This window comes from Neorhizobium galegae, assembly GCF_017877055.1.
Classification (GTDB): domain Bacteria; phylum Pseudomonadota; class Alphaproteobacteria; order Rhizobiales; family Rhizobiaceae; genus Neorhizobium; species Neorhizobium galegae_D.
Map to the genome: position 1 here is coordinate 1 of NZ_JAGIPG010000002.1, position 20,021 is coordinate 20,021.

Annotated in this window: 20 protein-coding genes and 2 pseudogenes; 8 read left to right on the forward strand and 14 right to left on the reverse strand. The window is 60.4% G+C overall.

Annotated elements, in window-relative coordinates; all coding sequences use genetic code 11:
* Positions 1 to 519: 519 nt before the first annotated feature.
* Entirely contained in the window at positions 520 to 1,416 is an 897-nt protein-coding gene (locus J2857_RS10245) for a LysR family transcriptional regulator (protein ID WP_245363275.1), read from the reverse strand.
* A gap of 96 nt (positions 1,417 to 1,512) precedes the next feature.
* On the opposite strand from J2857_RS10245, the pseudogene J2857_RS31485 reads away from it, so the two are divergent.
* The 3 genes and pseudogenes from J2857_RS31485 to J2857_RS30910 all read left to right on the forward strand — a co-directional run.
* Positions 1,513 to 1,830, forward strand: a pseudogene (locus J2857_RS31485) (SDR family NAD(P)-dependent oxidoreductase); the annotation flags it as partial.
* Between the two features lie 25 nt (positions 1,831 to 1,855).
* Positions 1,856 to 2,251, forward strand: a pseudogene (locus J2857_RS31240) (SDR family NAD(P)-dependent oxidoreductase); the annotation flags it as partial.
* An 11-nt stretch (positions 2,252 to 2,262) separates the two neighbouring features.
* Positions 2,263 to 2,940 (forward strand): SDR family oxidoreductase, encoded by a 678-nt coding sequence (locus J2857_RS30910; RefSeq protein ID WP_245363277.1) that lies wholly within the window; start codon positions 2,263 to 2,265, stop codon positions 2,938 to 2,940.
* A 131-nt stretch (positions 2,941 to 3,071) separates the two neighbouring features.
* Here the strand turns inward: J2857_RS30910 and J2857_RS10255 are convergent, their stop codons facing one another.
* Positions 3,072 to 3,698: a TetR/AcrR family transcriptional regulator gene (locus J2857_RS10255; protein ID WP_210010117.1), complete on the reverse strand. Its 627-nt coding sequence runs from the start codon at positions 3,696 to 3,698 to the stop codon at positions 3,072 to 3,074.
* A gap of 185 nt (positions 3,699 to 3,883) precedes the next feature.
* On the opposite strand from J2857_RS10255, the gene J2857_RS10260 reads away from it, so the two are divergent.
* Positions 3,884 to 6,049, forward strand: a complete 2,166-nt coding sequence (locus tag J2857_RS10260; RefSeq protein WP_245363279.1) for a prolyl oligopeptidase family serine peptidase — start codon at positions 3,884 to 3,886, stop codon at positions 6,047 to 6,049.
* A 2-nt stretch (positions 6,050 to 6,051) separates the two neighbouring features.
* Positions 6,052 to 6,330: a hypothetical protein gene (locus J2857_RS10265; protein WP_210010118.1), complete on the forward strand. Its 279-nt coding sequence runs from the start codon at positions 6,052 to 6,054 to the stop codon at positions 6,328 to 6,330.
* 10 nt (positions 6,331 to 6,340) lie between these two features.
* Here J2857_RS10265 and J2857_RS10270 read toward each other — a convergent pair whose 3' ends face one another.
* The gene (locus tag J2857_RS10270; RefSeq protein ID WP_210010119.1) at positions 6,341 to 6,694 is read right to left on the reverse strand and encodes a cupin domain-containing protein; all 354 of its coding nucleotides are present in this window, start codon (positions 6,692 to 6,694) and stop codon (positions 6,341 to 6,343) included.
* Between the two features lie 72 nt (positions 6,695 to 6,766).
* On the opposite strand from J2857_RS10270, the gene J2857_RS10275 reads away from it, so the two are divergent.
* On the forward strand, positions 6,767 to 7,099 hold the full coding sequence (locus J2857_RS10275; RefSeq protein ID WP_210010120.1) for a hypothetical protein: 333 nt from the start codon (positions 6,767 to 6,769) through the stop codon (positions 7,097 to 7,099).
* Between the two features lie 92 nt (positions 7,100 to 7,191).
* On the opposite strand, the gene J2857_RS10280 is transcribed toward J2857_RS10275, so the two are convergent.
* Complete coding sequence (locus J2857_RS10280) at positions 7,192 to 7,809, reverse strand: TetR/AcrR family transcriptional regulator (RefSeq protein ID WP_210011633.1); 618 nt, start codon at positions 7,807 to 7,809, stop codon at positions 7,192 to 7,194.
* A gap of 88 nt (positions 7,810 to 7,897) precedes the next feature.
* Between J2857_RS10280 and J2857_RS10285 the strand changes: the two genes are divergently transcribed.
* The gene (locus J2857_RS10285) at positions 7,898 to 8,671 is read left to right on the forward strand and encodes an SDR family oxidoreductase (RefSeq protein WP_210010121.1); all 774 of its coding nucleotides are present in this window, start codon (positions 7,898 to 7,900) and stop codon (positions 8,669 to 8,671) included.
* Positions 8,672 to 9,190: 519 nt separating this feature from the next.
* On the opposite strand, the gene J2857_RS10290 is transcribed toward J2857_RS10285, so the two are convergent.
* Positions 9,191 to 9,571: a winged helix-turn-helix transcriptional regulator gene (locus tag J2857_RS10290; protein WP_210010122.1), complete on the reverse strand. Its 381-nt coding sequence runs from the start codon at positions 9,569 to 9,571 to the stop codon at positions 9,191 to 9,193.
* 47 nt (positions 9,572 to 9,618) lie between these two features.
* Between J2857_RS10290 and J2857_RS10295 the strand changes: the two genes are divergently transcribed.
* A complete protein-coding gene (locus tag J2857_RS10295) occupies positions 9,619 to 10,428 on the forward strand; it encodes an SDR family NAD(P)-dependent oxidoreductase (RefSeq protein WP_210010123.1) in 810 nt (269 codons plus the stop codon).
* 393 nt (positions 10,429 to 10,821) lie between these two features.
* On the opposite strand, the gene J2857_RS10305 is transcribed toward J2857_RS10295, so the two are convergent.
* The 9 genes from J2857_RS10305 to J2857_RS10345 form a co-directional block, all read right to left on the reverse strand.
* Entirely contained in the window at positions 10,822 to 11,100 is a 279-nt protein-coding gene (locus J2857_RS10305) for a DUF1330 domain-containing protein (RefSeq protein WP_210010124.1), read from the reverse strand.
* Between the two features lie 245 nt (positions 11,101 to 11,345).
* The gene (msuE, locus tag J2857_RS10310; RefSeq protein WP_210010125.1) at positions 11,346 to 11,906 is read right to left on the reverse strand and encodes an FMN reductase; all 561 of its coding nucleotides are present in this window, start codon (positions 11,904 to 11,906) and stop codon (positions 11,346 to 11,348) included.
* Positions 11,907 to 11,944: 38 nt separating this feature from the next.
* Positions 11,945 to 12,928, reverse strand: a complete 984-nt coding sequence (locus tag J2857_RS10315; RefSeq protein WP_210010126.1) for a ketopantoate reductase family protein — start codon at positions 12,926 to 12,928, stop codon at positions 11,945 to 11,947.
* Between the two features lie 2 nt (positions 12,929 to 12,930).
* Positions 12,931 to 14,127, reverse strand: a complete 1,197-nt coding sequence (locus J2857_RS10320; RefSeq protein WP_210010127.1) for an acyl-CoA dehydrogenase family protein — start codon at positions 14,125 to 14,127, stop codon at positions 12,931 to 12,933.
* On the reverse strand, positions 14,127 to 15,230 hold the full coding sequence (locus tag J2857_RS10325) for an LLM class flavin-dependent oxidoreductase (protein ID WP_210010128.1): 1,104 nt from the start codon (positions 15,228 to 15,230) through the stop codon (positions 14,127 to 14,129). The genes J2857_RS10320 and J2857_RS10325 overlap by 1 nt, the downstream gene beginning before the upstream one ends.
* Positions 15,231 to 15,371: 141 nt before the next feature.
* Positions 15,372 to 16,463: an LLM class flavin-dependent oxidoreductase gene (locus tag J2857_RS10330; RefSeq protein WP_210010129.1), complete on the reverse strand. Its 1,092-nt coding sequence runs from the start codon at positions 16,461 to 16,463 to the stop codon at positions 15,372 to 15,374.
* Positions 16,460 to 18,163, reverse strand: coding sequence for an ABC transporter ATP-binding protein (locus tag J2857_RS10335; RefSeq protein ID WP_210010130.1), 1,704 nt, complete (start codon positions 18,161 to 18,163; stop codon positions 16,460 to 16,462). The genes J2857_RS10330 and J2857_RS10335 overlap by 4 nt, the downstream gene beginning before the upstream one ends.
* Positions 18,142 to 18,990, reverse strand: a complete 849-nt coding sequence (locus J2857_RS10340) for an ABC transporter permease (RefSeq protein WP_210010131.1) — start codon at positions 18,988 to 18,990, stop codon at positions 18,142 to 18,144. Before J2857_RS10340 ends, J2857_RS10335 begins: the two co-directional genes overlap by 22 nt.
* The gene (locus J2857_RS10345) at positions 18,987 to 19,997 is read right to left on the reverse strand and encodes an ABC transporter permease (protein WP_210010132.1); all 1,011 of its coding nucleotides are present in this window, start codon (positions 19,995 to 19,997) and stop codon (positions 18,987 to 18,989) included. Before J2857_RS10345 ends, J2857_RS10340 begins: the two co-directional genes overlap by 4 nt.
* Positions 19,998 to 20,021: the final 24 nt, after the last annotated feature.

Genomic DNA, 20,021 nt, shown 5'->3' on the forward strand with positions numbered 1-20,021 from the left:
AACCTGAAGGCCGCAGGTTCAAATCCTGCCCCCGCAACCAAAAATCCCTGCGATCCCGTAGCCTCACACGCTGCGGGATTTTTGCGTTTCCAGGCTCGGAAACCGCTGGAATTTGGTGACTGCTTGGATGCGTGCGAGCGTTTCATGCACGATGACCAATGCAGCACTCGCCGATTTGGACCATTTCGAAATAATCGAAGAGGTGACTGGCCGCAAACGACGCCGTATTCTCAGTTACAGTAGATATCCTTCGATTAGAGCGAGGGGACGCAGCCCGCGGCCAGCCACGGGAAAAATGTGCGGGTTGCAGGTTCGACTCCCTTCAAGAGCACGATTGTGGAATAGCGGAATCGGTCGTTCGTGTCCCTTCAAGCCCTTGGTCCCGGTGGACTGGCGCAGACGCGCTCATCGTAGATCCTGAAGCAGGAGCGCCTATTGGTTCGCGTTTTCCAGTACCACTTTCCGGATCGTACCGCACAGGGCCTGCCCGAACGCCACCGGATCTTGCGCCGCCTTGAATCAAGGATATCCGGCCCGGATTGCATCGATTACCACCCGCGTGGCAGCTGGCATATGCCGCTGACGTGAGTAACTGAGGAAAAAGCCAGGAAACGGTTTGCTCCACTCAACCAGAAGAGGCACAAGTTTGCCTGCTTCGATCAGGTCATTGACGGTATCCTCGATACAGAACGCAACCCCGAGACCATCGGCAGCCAAGTGCAAAGCGGCGCGCCTGTCATTGACGACCAAGCCAGCCGGAGGGCTAATCGAAAACCAATGGCCATCCTGGAAAAACTCCCACGGAAACGGATGCTGCTGGCCGGGCCATCGCCAGCAGACGCAATCATGGGACAGAAGATCTCGTGGTTGTTCGGGAGCACCGTGCCGAGCGATGTAGTCTGGAGATGCGACAGCAATCTGCCGGAGTTCACCGCCAAGGGGCAGCGCAATCATGTCTTGGTTGATGACCTCGCCGATCCTTAGGGCGATGTCGAAACCGCCTGCAACCGGATCAGTCAGTTCATCGTCCAATGTGATGTCCAACCGGACCTCAGGGTAATCTCGACGCAGGTTGCGTAGAACGGGCAGGATGAACCTCTCGCCCGCTGAACGAAACGAGAGGATGCGCACGGTGCCTGCGGGTCGTCCAGCGGCATTCCTGCTCTGGGTAAGCGCCACCTCCACATCGGCCACGGCCGGACGCATCCGGTCTCGCAGCAAGGCGCCCGCTTCGGTCAACACGACCGTGCGGGTTGTGCGTTGGAAAAGCTGCTGCCGAAGATCGGCTTCCAGCGCTCTGATCGTCTGGCTGGCAGCTGATGACGTTATGCCGAGCTCTTCGGCGGCCTTGGAAAAGCTGAGCGTTTCGGCGACCACCAGAAATGTTCGGATGCGGGCGAAGTCTACGGGTCTCATGCCCATTACGAAGCACAGCTACGTAATCTTGTAAATATTCTCTGGATTATCACGTCTTCGGAACCGCCGTAGCCTTGTTTGCGAAAGGAGATCGAAATGCACCAGACACTCGAAAAGCAGGTCGCGCTGGTGACAGGCGACGCCCGAGGCATCGGACGGGCAACAGCTTTGACGCTCCAGTCCAGAGGCGCATGTGTGGTAGCCACGGACATCAGCGAGACAGTCCATGAGCTGAGAGCGCAGGATATCCTGACATTGGCAGGTGACATCGCCGAAGAAGAGACGGCTATCCGCAGCGTCGGCCTTGCGACGGAAGGCTTCGGTGCTATCGACATTCTCGTGAACAACGCGGGTCGCACCATGAATCGTGCCCTGACCGATATGAGCGTGGCCGACTGGGACAAGATCATGTCCGTCAACGCGCGGGGGTACCTTCCTTCATTGCCGCGAAGCCGTCAAAGCGATGCTCGCAGGGCAGGGCGGCGTCATCGTCAACGTTGCCTCGATCGTCGCTCAGGTGGCGATGAAAGACACCTCAGTCTACGCGGCGAGCAAGGGAGCGATCGTACAACTCACGAAGGTCATCGCCGTCGAATACGGTGCCTTCGGCATTCGCGCCAACGCCGTCGCCCCCGGCGTCATCGAAACGGACATTCTCGATGGCATCGTTTCGGACAGTCGTGCCACGCTGGCGAGCTACGGTGCCGCTCATCCGATCGGGCGGGTCGGCCAGCCCCAGGACATCGCCGAAGTCATCGCTTTTCTCGCCTCTCCCGCATCCGCTTTCATGACGGGTGCTCTCGTCATGGCGGATGGTGGGTTCACTGCATTGTAAAGGACAGGAACATGCCAAGCATTCTCATCATCGGGGCCGAACGCGGCCTCGGCCTCGGTCTTGCCGAGGCGCTTAACTTCGATAGCTGGGACGTCACCGGAACTGCACGCCACGGCGCTGACGTGACCGGGCTGAAGAAAGTCGCGCGTGTTGCGCATGTGGACGTTACCCGCGCCGATCAGATCGATCCCTTAAGGGAAGAAGTCGATGGGACCTTTGACGTGATCTTTCTGGTCGCTGGCATCTTCGGACCTGTTCACGGCTCAGTTGTCGAAGCAACGGACGCGGAATTTGCCGAAATCATGCTGACGAACTGCTTTGGGCCAATCCGGCTGGCGCATCGCCTGCTCGATCGACTAAAGCGACAAGGGACCATAGCCGTGATGTCTTCCCACCGCGGCAGCATCGGGCTTAACACCGAGCCCGGACTGAAGCTTGATCTTTATCGGGCAAGCAAGGCAGGCCTGAACATGCTCGCGCGGACACTCCATGCAGATCATCCCCATCTAACGGTTCTCTCCATCCATCCCGGATGGGCGGCAACCGCGATGGGGACGCTGGACGGCACCGTCGAAGCTGAGATCTCCGTCGAAGAAAGCGTCAAAGGAATGGTGGAGGTGCTGAATGCGCACAGGGGAACAGGGCGAAACCTGTATCTCGATTGGCGGGGACGCCCGCTGCCTTGGTGATAAGGGGCGGGGTGTGGCCGGCAGCCGAATGAGTCGGACCTGTGCTCTACGCCAGCCACAACGTCGCCATGCGTGCCATCGCCTCATGAAAAGCGACTGAACTTCTCCAAAGTGTACAACGGCCACGCCGATCAACGCGGTCGCGGTGTAATCGGATCGCAGAACGGCAAGGTGCTGGCGCGGCGGATCGCCTGCGCGAGCCGGTCGGTGGTCTCCGCAAGAGTGGGGATCTGTCCGTATTTTACCGCTGCCCTGCTGATGGTCTCGTCGATGATCCGCATGGCTGCGGCAACAGTGGCGGCGCATAATCGCACCTCGAAATCCGTCGGTGAAAGATCAAGCCGCGAAGCAATCACGCCCGCCATCGTGACTTCCGTCATTCGTGTCGCCATGAAAAAGGGTTCAAGCAGTGCGGGCTCTTCCTCCAGCCGAGCGATGAGGTGCACGACAAGTTTGCCGTCCTCGATTTCTTGGGCGTCGATCTTGCTGAAGTCATAGGCAAGCTCCAGGAACCGCTCGACGGAAATATCGAGGGGCCAGTTTTTCAGCTTTTCGGCAAGGCGCTGCGACGTCAGAGCGAACAGCGGCTCGATGCAGCTCTCCTTGGTGCGGAAGTAGCGCCAGAGGGTCCGTTTTGAGATGCCTGCCGCCTCGGCGATTTCTTCGCCGCCGGTGCCCGCAACACCTTTTTCAAGAAAAAGACGCGCGGCGCTTCGCGCCACGTCGATATGTGCGCCTTCCCGAATCGTCCTGCTCATCGAGATCTCCGAGTGAAGCTTACCAAACCTTATATGTCAACGAGTGCCGTTTTGTGAAGATAATTAAACATCATCCGTTGGGATGTCGGAGTTTTCCCCAGCCACAATAATGACACTAAGTGCCATTATTGCTCTCCTCCTGTCGGGACGCGGGGTCCGGCATGATTATTTGCGAGGAGACATCGATGAAGGCATCCACCGCCATCGCCTTGTCGCTGGTTGTCCAGTTCAACAGCGTGTCGGCCCAACCCTCGGAGGATGGAATGTCAAAGATCACCTATCCGAATACGAAGCGCTTCGACGTGACCGAGCAGCATTTCGGCCAGACCGTCGTGGATTCCTACCGCTGGCTGGAAAACGAGGCATCCAGCGACAAGGCCGTGGCCGCCTGGATCGAGGCGCAGAACAAGGTGACGCGAGCTCATCTCGACACGCTTCCCGGCCGCGACATCTTTGAAAAGCGCATGAAGGCCCTGTTCGAGTACGAACGCTATACGGTCCCTCGGAAGCGTGGCGATCGATATTTCTTTACCTTCAACAAGGGCCTCGAGAACCAGCCCTCCCTATATGTCCGCCATGGTGCCGTGGGCGAAGCCCGTCTGTTGATCGATCCCAATGGCTGGTCGGACGACAACGCCGACGCGATCGGCGAATGGAGCGTTTCCGACGACGGTCGTCACCTGGCCTTCAGCGTGCAGAAGGGCGGTACCGACTGGCGGACCATCCGTGTGCTCGACGTAGAGAGCGGTAAAGAGCTTCAGGATGTCATCGACTGGGCCCGGTTCACGCGTATCAGCTGGGCTCCGGATAACTCGGGCTTCTTCTATTCGCGCATGCCGGAACCCGTTCAAGGCGCGGCCGGCGCGGCCATCGCCAATCACGCCGTCTATTTCCATGAGCTCGGCACGCCTCAGGCCGAAGATCGCCTGATCTATTCCACACCCGATCGACCGGGCCTGTTGCATGTGGCCGATCGTGCAGAAGGCGGTCGTTATCTCGCCATCTCCTCGACGCCGGGTACGAACGAAAATGCGCTCACCGTTGTCGATCTCGCCTCCAGGGACTGGAAAGCGCAGACGATCGTGCCGCACATGGAGGCTGAATGGTCTGTCATCGGAAATAACGGCAGCAAGCTCATTCTTGTCACCACCGATGGCGCCGAGCGCCGGCGCGTCGTGTCGCTCGACCTGGGCGAGCCTGATCCGAAAGTAGTTGGGATCGTCGCCGAAGATGCCGACAACGCGGTTCTGAACGATGCCGCCCTGCTCGGGAGTAAGCTTTTCATCGGCTACCTGGTCGATGCCAAGACGGAAATCCGCCGCTTCAGCATGAGCGGCACCCCTGAGGGGACGGCCGCGCTGCCGGGTATCGGCACCGCGGGTGGGTTTCAGGGACGTCCGGGCGACGCGGAGGCGTTCTTCGGCTTCACCGGTTTCGACACGCCGACAGCGATCTATCGTTACGACACGGCCTCCAATACGATGACGCCTTGGGCGGAGCCGAAAGCGCCCATCGACCCGGATGAGATCGCCGTCGAACAAAGGTTCTACCGCTCCAAGGACGGCACCGAGGTGCCGCTATTTCTGGTGCGCCGCAAGGATGTTACCGAGGCCGCGCCGACCTTGCTCTATGGTTATGGCGGTTTCGGCATCCCGCAAGTGCCGTATTACAACCCGATCCAGCTCGCCTGGGTGGAACAGGGCGGGGTACTGGCAATCGCCAATATCCGCGGTGGCGGAGAACACGGCAGGGCGTGGCATCGCGCCGGACAGCTCGCCGAAAAGCAGAACGCGTTCGACGATTTCATTGCTGCCGGTGAGTTCCTGAAAAAGACCGGCATCACGTCATTGAAGGGTCTCGCCATCCAGGGTGAGTCCGACGGGGGGCTTCTAGTCGGGGCGGTGACCAATCAGCGGCCCGAGCTGTTCGACGTCGCGCTGCCGGGCGTCGGGGTTTTGGACATGCTGCGCTTCGACAAGTTCACGGCCGGCGGATTCTGGATCAGCGAATTTGGCAGTCCGTCCGAAGAGCGGTATTTTCGCAATCTGATGACCTACTCGCCCTATCACACGATTAAGCAAGGCAAAAATTACCCGGCAATCCTGGCGACGACAGCCGATGCCGACGACCGCGTCGTTCCGGCTCACACGTTCAAATACATCGCTGCGCTGCAGGCCGCCGACCTCGGGTCGAAACCGCGACTGGTCCGTATCGAGACAAGGGCTGGCCATGGCGCAGGCATGCCGCTCGACAAGGTCATTGCTCAGCACGCCGACATGTGGGCTTTCGCCGCTCACTGGACGGGCCTGAAAATCAACCCGGTTAAGCGAATGGGTGCAAGTGGAGAATGATGATGACCATGTTCAACCCGAAGAAGACCTTTATGTCAATCTGGGGCGGGGCCCTGGTTGTGTTGACGCTGGCTGGTTGCACGACCGCCGGAGAAGATCACTACAGCGATAGGCGCCGCTGCTCCGAGTACCGAGACTACAGCAACTGCATGTACATGCAGCAGCACCGTCGTGACCGCGAGCAGCTCATGAACCAGGAGAAAGCGCTCATTAATGCGGCGCAGGCCAGAGAGAACCTGCGAATGCTCCGGGAGATCAGAAGGAGGCGCGGGGACTATTGACAGGCCCCGCTCAGCTCTGGTGAGCCTCAGCCCAATGCGGATATGTGACGTAGGCCGTCGTCGCGCCCTCTCCTTCGGTAGTGATTGTCACGGATTGACCTTTGGGCATGTAGACGATGTCGCCGGGTCCCGCGGTGACAGTGCCGTCGCTTGTGGATACGGACAATCGTCCCTCGAGGACGATCATCGTGTCGTCCACCGCCATCGTCTCTGTGAGCGATTGTCCGGGGGCATAGCGGCCGTAGCCGATCGTGACTGGGCCGCCGTTCTTCTCGTCGACCAGATTTCCGACATAGATTTCGGCATCCTGTCCCGGCGACTTGACCAGCTTTGCGTCCGAAATGCTGAACTTTTGGACCTTCATTCGCTATCTCCTGCGTTTCCAATAGACATAGTACGGAAGCCAGGCTCGCCAACCACGACCGACGGAGAAGAGATGACCGAGAAGACCTGCTCCGTTCCGACGCCCGAACAGCGGAAGTACCTCGAAATCCGGGAGGCGGCAGAGCGTTCCATGCTAGACAAGGTCTTCGAGGCGATCGACGACGCGGTTTCCGAAGTCGCTGACGGATTCAGGGAGGCGGGGCTGGAATTCGAGCCGACCAGCAGGGAATATTTCATGTTTACGGTTCAGCAGGTGACATTCGTCCGCCTATGCGGTGACGATCCTGTTACGTTGCAAGGCGGCGATCCCGAAGTCGGTCAGCGTATCGTCAACAACGGCCAGCACATCATCGACAGCTACTGGGGAGGCGGCGAGAGCACCTAGGTGAACGACACGGGGTTCATCCGAGTGGTCTCGTCTGCCCACAGACCGCACCAGCCGGGCAGCCAACCGAACATGATCAACTCCAACTCCCGCTAGGTGCTACGCTTCCCAGGCCAAGCCGTGAGTGCGAGATCGATCAGCGCCTTCAGCCGCGCATTGCAGGCGCCATCGCAGGCCTGTGCGGACATGCCCTGGATAATCGCACCGTAGAAGCGCGCAAGCGTATCGGTATCGGCTTGCGCCGGCAACTCGCCTTCCTCGACGGCTCGGTCGAAGCGGGCTTTGAGGGTCTGGATTGACGCCTCGCGCAGGGCCGCGGTCATTCGCGCGACGGACGCGTTTTCTTCTGCGTGCTGCAGGACGGCCGTCGAGACCATGCAACCTCGCGGCTTGTTCGGCTGGGTGTCACCATCGGCTATATCGTAAAGGTAGAGACTCAGGGCTTCGCGAACCGGAAGGTTGGATCGCAGGATTTCCAACCGGCGGCTGTTTTCACGGGCAATGCTGAAGTCGAGCGCCTGGCGGTACAATTCCTCCTTTGAGCCGAACATCGAATAGAGTGTCGGCGGATTGATCCCCATGGCCTTCGTGAGGTCGGCGGTCGAGGTCCCTTCGTAGCCGCGTTCCCAGAACAAGCGTGCCGCGATGTCAAGCCCCACGTCGCGATCGAGCACGCGCGGTCTGCCTCGTTTGCGGACTGGATTCGTCATTAAAATAGCGACCCCTATAAAATTGTTGACAGGCTGCTTTCCGCTCTTATTATAGAGATCACTATTTAATTTAGCAACGGAGTGATCCATGTCCCAAAGACTAGCAAAAAAGGTAGCCCTCATCACCGGAAGTTCGCGCGGTATTGGCCGGGCGGTCGCTCTAGCGTTTGCTAAGGAGGGTGCGTCGCTGATTGGCGTACACTACACCGCCAACGCGGATGCGGCCAATGCCACCGTACGCGACATCGAAGCGCTTGGCGTCAAGGCCGTCGCTGTGAAGGCCGATCTCCGACAGGGCAAGGACGCGGCCGACAGCCTCTGGGCTCAGTTCAGCGAAGCTGCGCGTACCGAGACGGGCTCGCCAGCTCTCGATATTTTGGTGAACAATGCCGGCATCGCGCCCGCACTGCCGTTGAAGCAGACAAGCGAAGCTGCTTTCGACGAGGTGATGACGATCAACTACAAGGCGCCGTTCTTCCTGATCCAGGCAGTGGCCGAGCACATTCGTGACAACGGCCGCGTCATCAATGTCTCCACGGGGTTTACGCGGATCGCCGCGCCGACCCATCCCGCCTATGCGGCTTCCAAGGGGGCGCTGGAGACATTGACACTGGCGCTGGCGCCTGAATTTGCAGCGCGCGGGATTACGGTCAATGCCGTACTGCCGGGTGTAACCGAGACGGATATGAATGCCGAGTGGCTGGCATCGCCGGATGCTCGCGCCGGCGCCGAGGCACTCTCGGTCTTCTCGCGTGTCGGACAGGCGGAGGACGTCGCCGATGTCATTGCGTTCCTCGCATCGAACGATGCGCGTTGGACGACGGGCCAGATGATCGATGCGACGGGTGGCGCCCGGATCTGACCAACCCTGAGGCTCGGCTTGTTCGCAGCCATTTATATGGAACGGCACGGGGCATATTCCTTGACGAATGCCGGTTGAGGTCCCGCCACGGCAGTCCACCAAAGAAGATCGCGCTCGGTGAGCGCGATCTTTCCTACATCGACTAAGTCGACAAGTTTTCGCCAATTTGGCGGCATTCCCCGCAATCTGAATCGCCCGCCGCACCGACATCAACTCATCGCCGGGCTCGTCTAGTTTCGTCCCCTGGCGCCGGATTGGCTTTGGCCAAAAGCGATCACGCACCACCATTCCTTTGATGAAAGGCTGGGCGACATGTCCTAGGTGGAATGCAAAGGCATAAGACGCTACCTCGCTTCGGGCCACGCGTTACTGACGAATCCTTCTGAGCGTCTATCCTGAGGCTGGTCTCCAGCTAGAGCCATCGCGAACGTTGTAAGTTCCCCGTATGTTTTCTCCGTCGCCAGCTTCCGATTGAACTTCGGCTACCAAGATCCGGCTTCCACAAACTTGGCCCCTTCCCTAGCCTTGAGGATGTCGGCGCGAAAAATCCCTCATTGCCATGAGAACCGGCATCAGGTCGCGCCCAGAAGCTGCAAGTTCATACTCAACACGGGGAGGCTTCTCTTGATAATCGTGTCTCATCACAAGGCCATCGACTTCGAGCTCTCGTAGATGTTGCGTTAGCATTTTCTGCGAAATACCGGGGATATCACGTAACAGCTGCGAAGTTCGCATCGATGCTTTTTCAAAAAGACGGAACAAGATTGGAAGTTTCCATCGGCCGCCGATTATTTCAAGTGTCCTTGTTACGTGAGCGACCGAACCATCGGGGCCGAGGCAGACACTTCTATCGTCTTCCAATTCCATAGGCACTTTCAGGTGCGTAATTGCCTCATTCACTGTCCTGTCCTTTAGTTGCGTTCTCGTGAGAAGGTAGGAAACTGGTGATGGATCTAAAACTTGAGGGCAAGGTGGCCTTGGTGACCGGCAGCAGCAAGGGCATCGGCGAAGGAATCGCTGAAGCACTCGCCCGCGAAGGTGCAATCGTGATCGTTCACGGCCGCAACAAAGATAAAGCCGAAGAGGTTGCTCACAACATCCGTACCCAAGGTGGGCGCGCCGTTGCAGTTGTCGGTGATCTGACGAAAGACGACGAGGTCCAGCACCTTGTCCATGAAGCGCAGTCTCTCGTTGGACCTGTAGACATTCTCATCAACAATGCAGGTGGTTCCGGTGAGTCGGAGGACTGGTCGACGACGCGATCCGAGACATGGGCGAGCGGATATGATCGGAATGTACTAGCCGCCGTGAGGGTGACATCTCGCTTGCTGCCCAACATGCGGGCTGCGAAGTGGGGAAGGATCATAAACATCTCAAGCCTCGCGGGTTTGATGCCTCCGTCCAAAAAACCAGACTACGCTGCAGCCAAGGCGGCGATGATTGCAATGACCGCCTCGTTGGCAAAGGCCGTCGCGAGTGAGGGCATTACGGCGAATACTGTCTCGCCCGGAACTATTCACAGCGTCAGTCTGGATGAGGCTTTCCGCAAGGCGGCCCTTACGCGAGGGCTTGCGCCGGATGCGCCATGGCACGAAATCGAAAAGATCGCACTGCCAATGTTCGCGCAGGTGCCGATTGGGCGAGTTGGGACAGTGGATGAAATCGCCGATGCCGTCGCCTTCCTCGCAAGCCCGCGCGCGAGCTATATCACTGGGGCAAATCTGCGACTTGACGGTGGAATGTGGCCTGGCCTTTAGGCCGGATCCGAGAAGCGCGTCACACGTGTGCACGTAGCACTCGCTGCCCGTTCCCCGGCGCGTCCTGCGCAGGGACCTCGATGCCGTCAACAACGCCATCGAGCTACCTTGGAGCAACGGACAGGCCGAAGGCCAGATCAACCGCTCAAGGCCCTCAAGCGATCGATGTATGGTAGGGCAGGTCCCTAACTGCTGAAGGCATGAATGCTGCCACGGCTCCACACAAAGTGAGGAGAGCCCGATTAAATGCAAAACGACACAAGGCGCCAATCGCCTCAAGTACCGCTTTCGCTCGACAATCGAGTGAGAGAGCTGAACCTGTCGAACCAACGACAGGCCGCCGACCAACCTGTCTCCTAACGGGTACCCGCGTGGAACCGGGCTGGTCCGTCTCTACTCAAGAAGCCGGAATCGGCAGTCCAGGGCTTTCTCTCGGTCCGCGATCGATAGCTGGTATTCTGGCGAATTGTACCATTCCAAGGCCCGTTCCCGATCGCTGAATTCCAGTATCGCCCCTGCCGCATGTCCGGCCTCGCCCGCGAGTATCTGCCAATCACCGCGGGCAACGAAGGTCCCCCCGAATTTTGCGACGGCCTTCGATGCCTGGGAGGCGTAGCGCTTGCGGGCCTCCTCATCTTTCACGATCAGTTCGACAACGACATAGGCACTCATAGGAAGGCCTTTCCACCTTGGGAAACCGGGTTGGTTCCGTCCAATACACTTCTTATGCTTGTATCCGCGGGTTTTATTCGTCGCATCCTGAACCTAGTTTGACATCCGGAATTGCTACTGGCGGAACCGCCGGGGCTTTTCGGAAACCCCATCGCTGTACAAAGGGAAGCTCCACATAGGTATGCAAAGCCCAGGCGCCCGCAAGCTCCTACCATCCAAGCGCAGCATTCGATGAGGTGTGGTGTCTACTCGGCGGCTTCGTACGTCGGCACTCGTCCCGGGAAAAAGACGTCCATCTCGCTCACGGCTTCATCGATCCGCTTGCTGAGGTGCTCCGATGCAACAGCATAGTCGAGGAAATCATGATCCGATGCATAGACGGCCGTTGGCAGGGTGTGAGCCATGAAGAATCCGAACAGGGGGCGAAGTTGGTGCTCCACCATCAGCGCGTGACGATTGCCGCCGCCCGTTGCGGTGATGAGGATTGGCTTGGATTTCAGTTCATGCGGATCAATAAGGTCTATCAGGTGCTTGAAGAGGCCCGGATACGAGCCCTTGTAAGTCGGCGCGCCGATGATCAGTGCATCGGCGGCGGCAATTTCTTGCAGCACATGTTGTGCCTTTTCATCGAGTTGCTTGCGCCAAAGGGCAGCGCCAAGCGATGGCCCGACATCAATCATGTCGTAGACGTCGACATTAAAGCCATACCGGTCGCTTACGACTTCGGCGACATGGCAGACCAGCGACCGAGTTTTCGAAGGCCGGTTGAAGCTCCCTGCAATCCCGATGATCTTTGGTGTTCTCATGATTTTCCTCTCGGTGCATTCTTAAAGCTTCGTTCGCCTTATAAGACAACGCCGTCCAGGATCTCGTCGATACCCTTGGTGCCCGGCGCGTGACCCTCTAGCGCAAGCCTCGCTGCTGCTTGTTGGAACGCGGTGTTGAGAGGTGCCGCGACGCCGTGGATGCGACCCAACCGGACGATTTCGCCGTTCAGATAATCGACTTCGCTCGAAGTGCCGCGGGTGAAGCTTTGCCAGGTCGATTGCTGGCCGGGCTCGATGCCGCTCTCCGGTGCGACGCGCCAGGATGAAATGTCGATTTTCCATTCCGAGGGGGCGGCGGGATCGTAACCGGCGGCAATCAGAACAGCTCGTGCCTCCTGCGCCAGGCCGGCTGCGGCCTTTGAGCGGAGCTCGGGAGCGCCCGCGAAAAGCTCGACCGCATTGGTGACGTTGTGCTCCAGCTTGGCTGCCTTCCATCGCCGGATGTCCGGCCGCGCTTCGACAAGATAGCCGGCCTTCGACAAATCTTTGACGATCGACAAAGCCGTATCGTCGAGTCCTTCAGGGTAGCGTCCAAGCGCGACGATGCCGACATTCGGCTCGCCACCGACGACGACCTCGCCGGTGACGGTGTAGCGCGCCGGAATACGAATGCTGGCCGCATAGACGCGATCGAAACGCCGCAGCGCGATGTCTTCCGCAGCCAGTCCATTTTGCAACGTCATGAGGGGCAGTTGAAATGCAAAGCCTGCACCTTCGACTTTCCGCCAGGCCCACGATTCCGTGGCCAATTCGACATCCTGCGCCTTGACCGCAAGGACCAGAATATCGCCTGGTTGGAGCGCCGGTGGGGCGGCTGTCTCGGCAGTATTGAGCCTGAGCACGCGGTGTCCGCCCGGCCGGCGATATGAGAGACCGTGGGTGGCGATATGGGCAATCTGGGCGCCGCGTCCGACGAGCACATAGGGGATGTCATGCGTTTGGAACTCGGCCGCAAGGCTCGCGCCGACTGCCCCGGCGCCGATGATGATGTAGCGCTTCATGATCAGGCCGTCTTCAATACGGTGAGATTGACCGGAGGAGCCAATGGCGTGTCCTTTTCGCTCTTCCAACGTTCGAAGGCGGCGCGTCCGAGAATGGAAATGGACGTGTCTTCCTGCGGGGCGTGGACGAGCACCGACTGAATGTCCCGGAAATGGCGCTCAAGCCCCAGTTCGTTCCCAAGGCCGGGATTGCCGATGCCGCGCACGGCAATCTGCACCGCGTCGCGCAGCTGCCGGCCGGCAATCAGCCGGGCCCGGATGTGTTTTTCGGCCTCGGCTTGCTTGTCTTTCAGGGTATCGAAAATGACCTGCCGGGCGCCGGAGACGAGAAGGTCGATTTCGCCGGAAAGCGTCACGAAGCGTTCGGTGCGGGCGATCGGATGGCCAAGGTTGGTCGGAACGCGCTCGTGAGCAAAACGGATGAACGCCTCCTGAGCCGCTTCGGCCACCCCAAGATAGAGCGCGGTCAGCGCCAGCGTGATTGCCGCGTGGGCGCGGTTGTCCTGCTGTGCAACGGAGGGATCGACCAGATCGATGACATCCTCAAGCGGGATCTCGACATCGGTATATTCGACATCGTGAGAGCCGGAGGCGCGCATACCAAGGCTGTTCCAGTTCTCGATGACGCGAATGCCCGCAAGCTTGTTCGGAACGACGAATGTTCCGACGCGGGCGGGTGTTTCATCGGTGTGTGCCCAGACCAGGAAATGGGTCAGACCGTGCGCGCCGGTGACGAACCGCTTGCGGCCGGTGATCGACCAGCCGGATGCGGTACGACGGGCAACCGTCGCCGGCAACCCCCCACGGGCGGGCGAGCCGAGTTCCGGTTCGACACGCGCGGCATTAAGCAGCAGCGGATGCTGCTTGGCCTGCTTAAGCAGGCCTTTGTAGAGGTCCTCGGGCCAATGGCTCTTCGTCGACTGGCCGAGATGGTTGAAGATCGTCATCGCGCTGATCAGGGCGACCGACGGATCACCCCGCCCGAGCGCTGCAAGTATCGTCGCGGCCTCGGAGAGGCTTGCGCCGCCGCCGCCATATCTCGTCGCGACAGTGCTTTCGAGCAGGCCGCTTTGATGAACCGCCCGGATGCCAGTCCAGGGAAAATCCCCGGTTCGGTCCGCCTCGGGAGCTGCGTCCGCTAGAGCGCGCGTCGTCGCACTCAACAGGCCTGGGTCGAAAGCCGTGTCGCGCGCGATCATCAGGCTGCGGCCTTCTTATTCGTCTCTTCCCGCTCACGTATGCCTTCACGCACGAGTGGCAGGATGTAGCGGCCGTAGTCGACGGCGTCGTTGTAATTGTCGTAACCGCGGATCGAGATCAGATCGGCGCCGAGATCGATGTAGTCGAGTATCGAATCGGCGATGGTGCGCGGCGAGCCGACGAGCGCCGTGGTCGCGCCGCTGGCATTGGTGGCGGTGACGGTTGGATACCAGAGCGCCCGGTCATGCACGTCGCCACGCTTGGCGATGTCGAGCAGCCGCTGCGAGCCGACATTGGCGGGCGGCGGGGCGTTGATCGGCGCCCGGTGGAGCCCCTTCTGGCGGTTCTCATTCAGGCGATCCAGAACTTTATGCGCCTTCTCCCAGGCCAGTTCGTCGGTTTCCGCAACGATCGGCCGGAACGTCACCCAGATGCGCGGTCGGTCCGGCCTGCCTGCCTTTGCAGCTTCCGCATAGATGCGATCGATCTGCTGTTTGGTTTCCGCCAGAGGCTCGCCCCAGAGCCCGAAGATATCGCAGAGCGAACCGCCGATGCGATAGGCCGCATCCGATGAGCCACCGAGCGAAATCGGGATCAGACCGTTTGTCGGGCGCACAGCACTGCGGAATTGCTTGAACTGGTAGTATTTGCCATCGAAATCGAAAGGCTCGGTCGAGCTCCATGCAAGGCGCAGGATACGGATATACTCTTCCTGCCGCTCATAGCGCTGTTCCTTGTTGAGGAAGTCGCCCTCGCGCGCCTGCTCGTCGTCGCTGCCTCCGGCAATGAAGTGGACGACGACGCGCCCGCCGCTCAACTGGTCAAGCGTGGCAAGCGATTTGGCCGCGACCGTCGGGTAGACGGTGTTGGGCCGCAGCGCGACGATGATCTTGATGTTCTTCGTATGCGCGAGAACGGTAGCGCCGATCGTGAAAGGGTCGAAGGATGAAGAGGAGTATGGGATCAGCGTATAGTTGAAGCCGTAGTCGTCGAGGGCGCGCGAGTATCGCTCAAGATAGCGGGGATCGACCGGAGCATCCGGGATGGGGTTGAGGTCGTTTGAGGCGTTCGGAAAGCTGACGCTGATGAATTCCGCGGACATGGGAGCTCCTCTGATTGTCGATGGTGGACGAAAGTTAGGCGGCAGAGAAAGGCTAAGGAAGACAGGTCTTTCTATTTCTATCGAAACTATAGAAAATATCTCTAATCCGCGGCTATTGGCGTTCAAAGTCCGGTGTCGGTTTTACCAGTCAGGCGACCAGCCAAGGCTCGGGGCGACAGTCCCTGCGAGGTCGGTCAGCAGCTGGATATTCTCGGCAAGGCCGAAGGCCGGCGGCAGGAAGAGAACGATCTCGTCGGCCGCTGCCAGGCCCGGATCGGTGAGCACTGCCTCGATTACCTGGTCCGGTGTTCCGTGGAAGACCGGCGAGATCTGGTTTCCCGGCGGCTGGTTGGTCCGCGAGCTCGGTTCGAGAGCGCCCTTCGGCCGCGATGCGGCGATGCCCTGGGTACGTCGCTCGAGATCATAGGCTGCATATTTTTCGCGAAGGTCCGGCGTCGTGCCGACTAGGACCGAGGCCGCCACGGCCACAGGCGGCGGCTCGCTTGTCCGCTCTTTTCGCCAGGTTGTCCGGAAAGCCTCGATGCAACGGGCCTGATAGTTTCCGAAGCTCTCACCCTCGGCGTGGTCGTGCTGTACGGTTCCGGCGATCAGCCCGATGCCGAGTTCGGCGGCCTGGATCGCTGACCCAAGGCTGGCGGAACCTTGGCGGATGCGCGAGCGAAGGGTCGGGCTGTGCGGCGTCACCCTCAGTTGGCTGCCTTCTGCGGCACCCTGGCCGGGTTCTGCGACGGTGTGAAGAATTTCGCCGGAGATCGCGGAGAGAAAACGCGCCTGACGGCGCCTGGCTTCCGTTCGGGCATCGGTTTCGACCGTGCCGAAGACGGCATCGAAGGCTGCGTTCGAGCCGGTCGAGATAGCCAGTTCCAATCTGCCGCCGATCAGGAGGTCGGTCGTGCCTGCCGCTTCCGCCAGCAGAATAGGATCCTGATAGCGCATCGGAATGACGGCCGAGCCCAGCACGATATGGCTGGTATGCTGGCCTGCCGCGGCGAAGAAGGGCAGTGGCGAGGATAGATAGTGGTCGAAATGCCGCTGATAGGCCCAGCCTGACTGGTAGCCCAGGCGTTCGGCCGCCTTGAAGAGCTCGATTCCCTCCCGCAAACCGTGGGCGGGGCCGGATTCATCGTTGAACGAGACGCGCGTGTTGAACCCGAGCCGCTTCTTCGGACGGAATGACGCGGACGTTGCCGGGGCGGGGGTGATGACGGTCATGCGATCTTTTCCTCGTTGAAGATCTGCCGCTGCTGCAGGGGCTGGGTGCGCGCAAAACGCGCGGCACCTGATGGGATCGATTCCAGCAGCGAGCGGGTGTAGGGCTGGCGGGGCGTGTCGAAGATCTCTCCGACAGTACCGTGCTCGACGATGCGTCCGCGCTGCATGACCGAGACCGTGTGGGCAAGCTGGCGCACCAGCGCCAGATCATGCGAAACGAAGATGTAGGTGAGGCCGAGCTTGACCTGCAGCGACAGCAACACTTCGACGATGTCGGCCTGAACGCTGACGTCGAGCGCCGAGGTGGGTTCGTCAAGCACGATCACATCGGGCTTCAGGACAAGCGACCGGGCGATGGCAACGCGCTGGCGCTGGCCGCCGGACAAGGCGGCGGGCTTGCGGGACAAGAGATGCTCGCCCAATCCGACATCTGCGAACGCCTTGCGTACCGCGAGTGCCCGTTCCTGATCTGTCCCGATCTTGAAGCGGTCCAGCGGCTCGCGCACGATTTTCTCGACGTTCCAGGTCGGATCCAGCGATGTGAAGGGGTTCTGATAGACGAGCTGCAGGTGCCGCCAGACAGAGCGCAGCTGTTCGGGTGACTTGCCGTTGACCTGTTCGCCGCCAACAGCGATCTTTCCGGTATCGGGCTGCTCCAACCCGAGCAGAAGCCGGATCGCCGTTGTCTTCCCGGATCCGGATTCCCCGACCAGCGCATGCGTCGTTCCCGCCTGAACGTCGAACGAGACGTCGTTGACAGCGGTCAGAACCTTGCCGTCGACGGTGAAGTTCTTCGTTACGCCGCGGACCTCGATCTTCGGTGTCTTTTCCCGCCTGGCATCAAGGTGCCGGAAGCCGGGCTCTCGCAACGGCCTGTAACGGTCAGGATTGAGCGCCGGCACATCGCCATGCAGTTTTCTGGCGTAGAACGAGGAAGGGGCGGAGAATACCGTAGCGGTACTGCCGGCCTCCTGGATGGCGCCGTCTTTGAGAACCACAATGGAATCCGCGCGCTCGGCTGCGATCGCCAGGTCATGGGTTATCAGGAGAAGGCTGATCTGCAGCTCCTCCCGCAACTTCGACAACAGGTCGAGAATACGCTTCTGGATCGTCACATCGAGTGCGGAGGTCGGCTCGTCAGCGACCAGCAGCGACGGCCGCGGCAGAACGGCGAGACCGATCAGAACGCGCTGGAGCATGCCGCCGGAAAGTTGATGCGGATAGGAGTCGTAGACACGCTGCGGATTGTCGAGCCCGACCTGCGCGAATGTCTCCAGAACGAGTGCCTTGCGAAGCGCCTTGTGCGGTTCGTCCAGAAGTGAGGCAGCTTCCATCGCCTGCGCGCCGATGGTGCGAACCGGGTTCAGGGAATTGCCGGGATCCTGCGGCACGAAGCCGATCCTGCGTCCCCTGAACGGGCGGAAGCGGCGCCCCGGAAGCCCCAGAAGCTCCTCGCCATCGAATTCGACGCGGCCAGTGGCGTGTCCCGTTGCGGGAAGCAGCCGCAGGACGGCGCGGGCGATGGTCGATTTGCCCGATCCGGATTCGCCGATCAGCGCGAGACTTTTGCCGCGTCCAAGCTCGAAGCCGACATTGGTCACGACCCTGTGGGTGCCGTAGGCCACCGACAATCCTTCGGCCCGCAGTAAGGGGGACGATGGGCGATTCAAAAACGTGGTCAGTCTGTCTTGCGGAGCCATCGGCTGATCCTGTTTACAGAGAGAACGGTTGCGATCGTGACGAGGGCCGGGGCGTAAACCAGCCAGGGCCATTTGAGGTAATCCTTGCCGATCGAAATCAGCAGGCCCCAGTCGGAAGCAGGCGGCGGGTCGCCATAGCCAAGGAAAGCAAGGCTGGCGATCACCAGGATGGAGTCGCCGAATTGCAGGACGGCAAGCGGCAACACCGATCGGGATGCGTTCGGAAGTACGTGGCGCCATAGAATATGCCAGCGCGATCCGCCGAGAAGGAAGGACGATTCGACGAACGTTGCCTGCCTCGTCTTGATGACTTCGGAGCGCATCACCCGGGCGAAAAGAGCGACGGCCGAGACCCCTGTTGCGATTGCCGCATTCGTCGTGTCGAAACCGATTGCGGTGACGACGATGACGGCAAGCAGGAATTTGGGGATCGCGAGCAAGACATCGACGAGGCGGGCAAAGACCGTGTCCACCCAGCCGCCGAAGAAACCGGCCAGCAGCCCGATAATTCCACCGACGACAACGCCGATCACGACCGCGATTAGTGCGCTGGCTACCGATGAGGCCGTGCCATAGACGATCCGGGCGTAAAGGTCGCGGCCGAGATGATCGGTGCCGAACCAATGCGCCGCGCTTGGGCCAAGCAACTTCTGGGCGGGAGTGCCGCTCACGGGATCGTAGCCGGTGAACAGGCCAGGCGCCAAGGACCAGGCGATCGCCAGAGCGACGACCAGGAACGAGAGGACTACGACCGGCGGCACGCGCAGGCCCGTCAGGCGGTCGACAAGCGTCGCACGTGGTGTGGAAGAAATAGAGGCGAGCGTCATGGGGTCACCGCTTTGGAGATCGGAAGAGAGCTGTCGTCAGCGGTCGTCGGGCGACGCTGCTGCGTGCCAAGAAGTTTTACGCGGGGATCGAGCAGCGGGTAGGTCAAGTCGGCGATCAGGTTCACGACGACAAAAACCACCGCGGCGAGCGAGACGACCGCCTGCAGAACCGGCAGGTCTTGGGTGCTGACCGACCGCTGCACCAGGCTGCCAAGCCCGTTCCGGCCAAACACCGTCTCGGTGATCAGCGACCCGCCGAGCAACTCGCCGATCGTCAGAGCGACGACGGTGATGACGGGCAGCGACGACGGCTTCAGCAGGTGCTTGACGAAGAGCCGCATCTGGCTAAGCCCCCGGCCGCGCGCGACGGTGGCGTAGTCCTGGCCGGACTCATGGTCGAGATTGGCAATCAGCACTTCGGCAATCTGCGCCGAGATCGGGATGCCGAGGGCGATCGCCGCGAAGAGCGTTGCCCAGAAACTGTCGGGCTCGATGACGCGAAAAACGCCCAGCTGGAAACCGAAGAGGTGGATCAGTACTAGGCCGATCACGAAGTTCGGAACCGACAGGAACAGCGAGGGGAAGCCGCGCAGCAGACCCTGGCCAAACCGCTGCGGCAGAAACTGTGTGCCGTAGGCGATGATCGCTGCCAGCAAAAGCGCAACCGCAAGGCCCGCCGAGGCGAGCACGAGCGTCGACGGCAGAACCTCGGCGATCAGCGTCGCCACCGGCCTGTTGGTCCGCATCGACAGGCCGAGATCGCCGGTCAAGAAGCCGGAAAAGGCGTTCCAGAGCTGCACGGGGATCGGCTTGTCCAAGCCCTGCGCAGCGATGATCTCCTTAATCTCATCCGGCGTGAAGCCGTTTTGAGGGTTGTTCAGGACGTTGGTGATCGGATCGCCGGGCAGGATGCTGACGACGACAAAGGTGAAGACATAAGACAGCAGGATCACGACGATCGCCTGCAGCAGCCGTTTTCCGGCATAGTTGAAATAGGCTTTGCTCATGCCAATCACCTCTGTGTCTGTTGA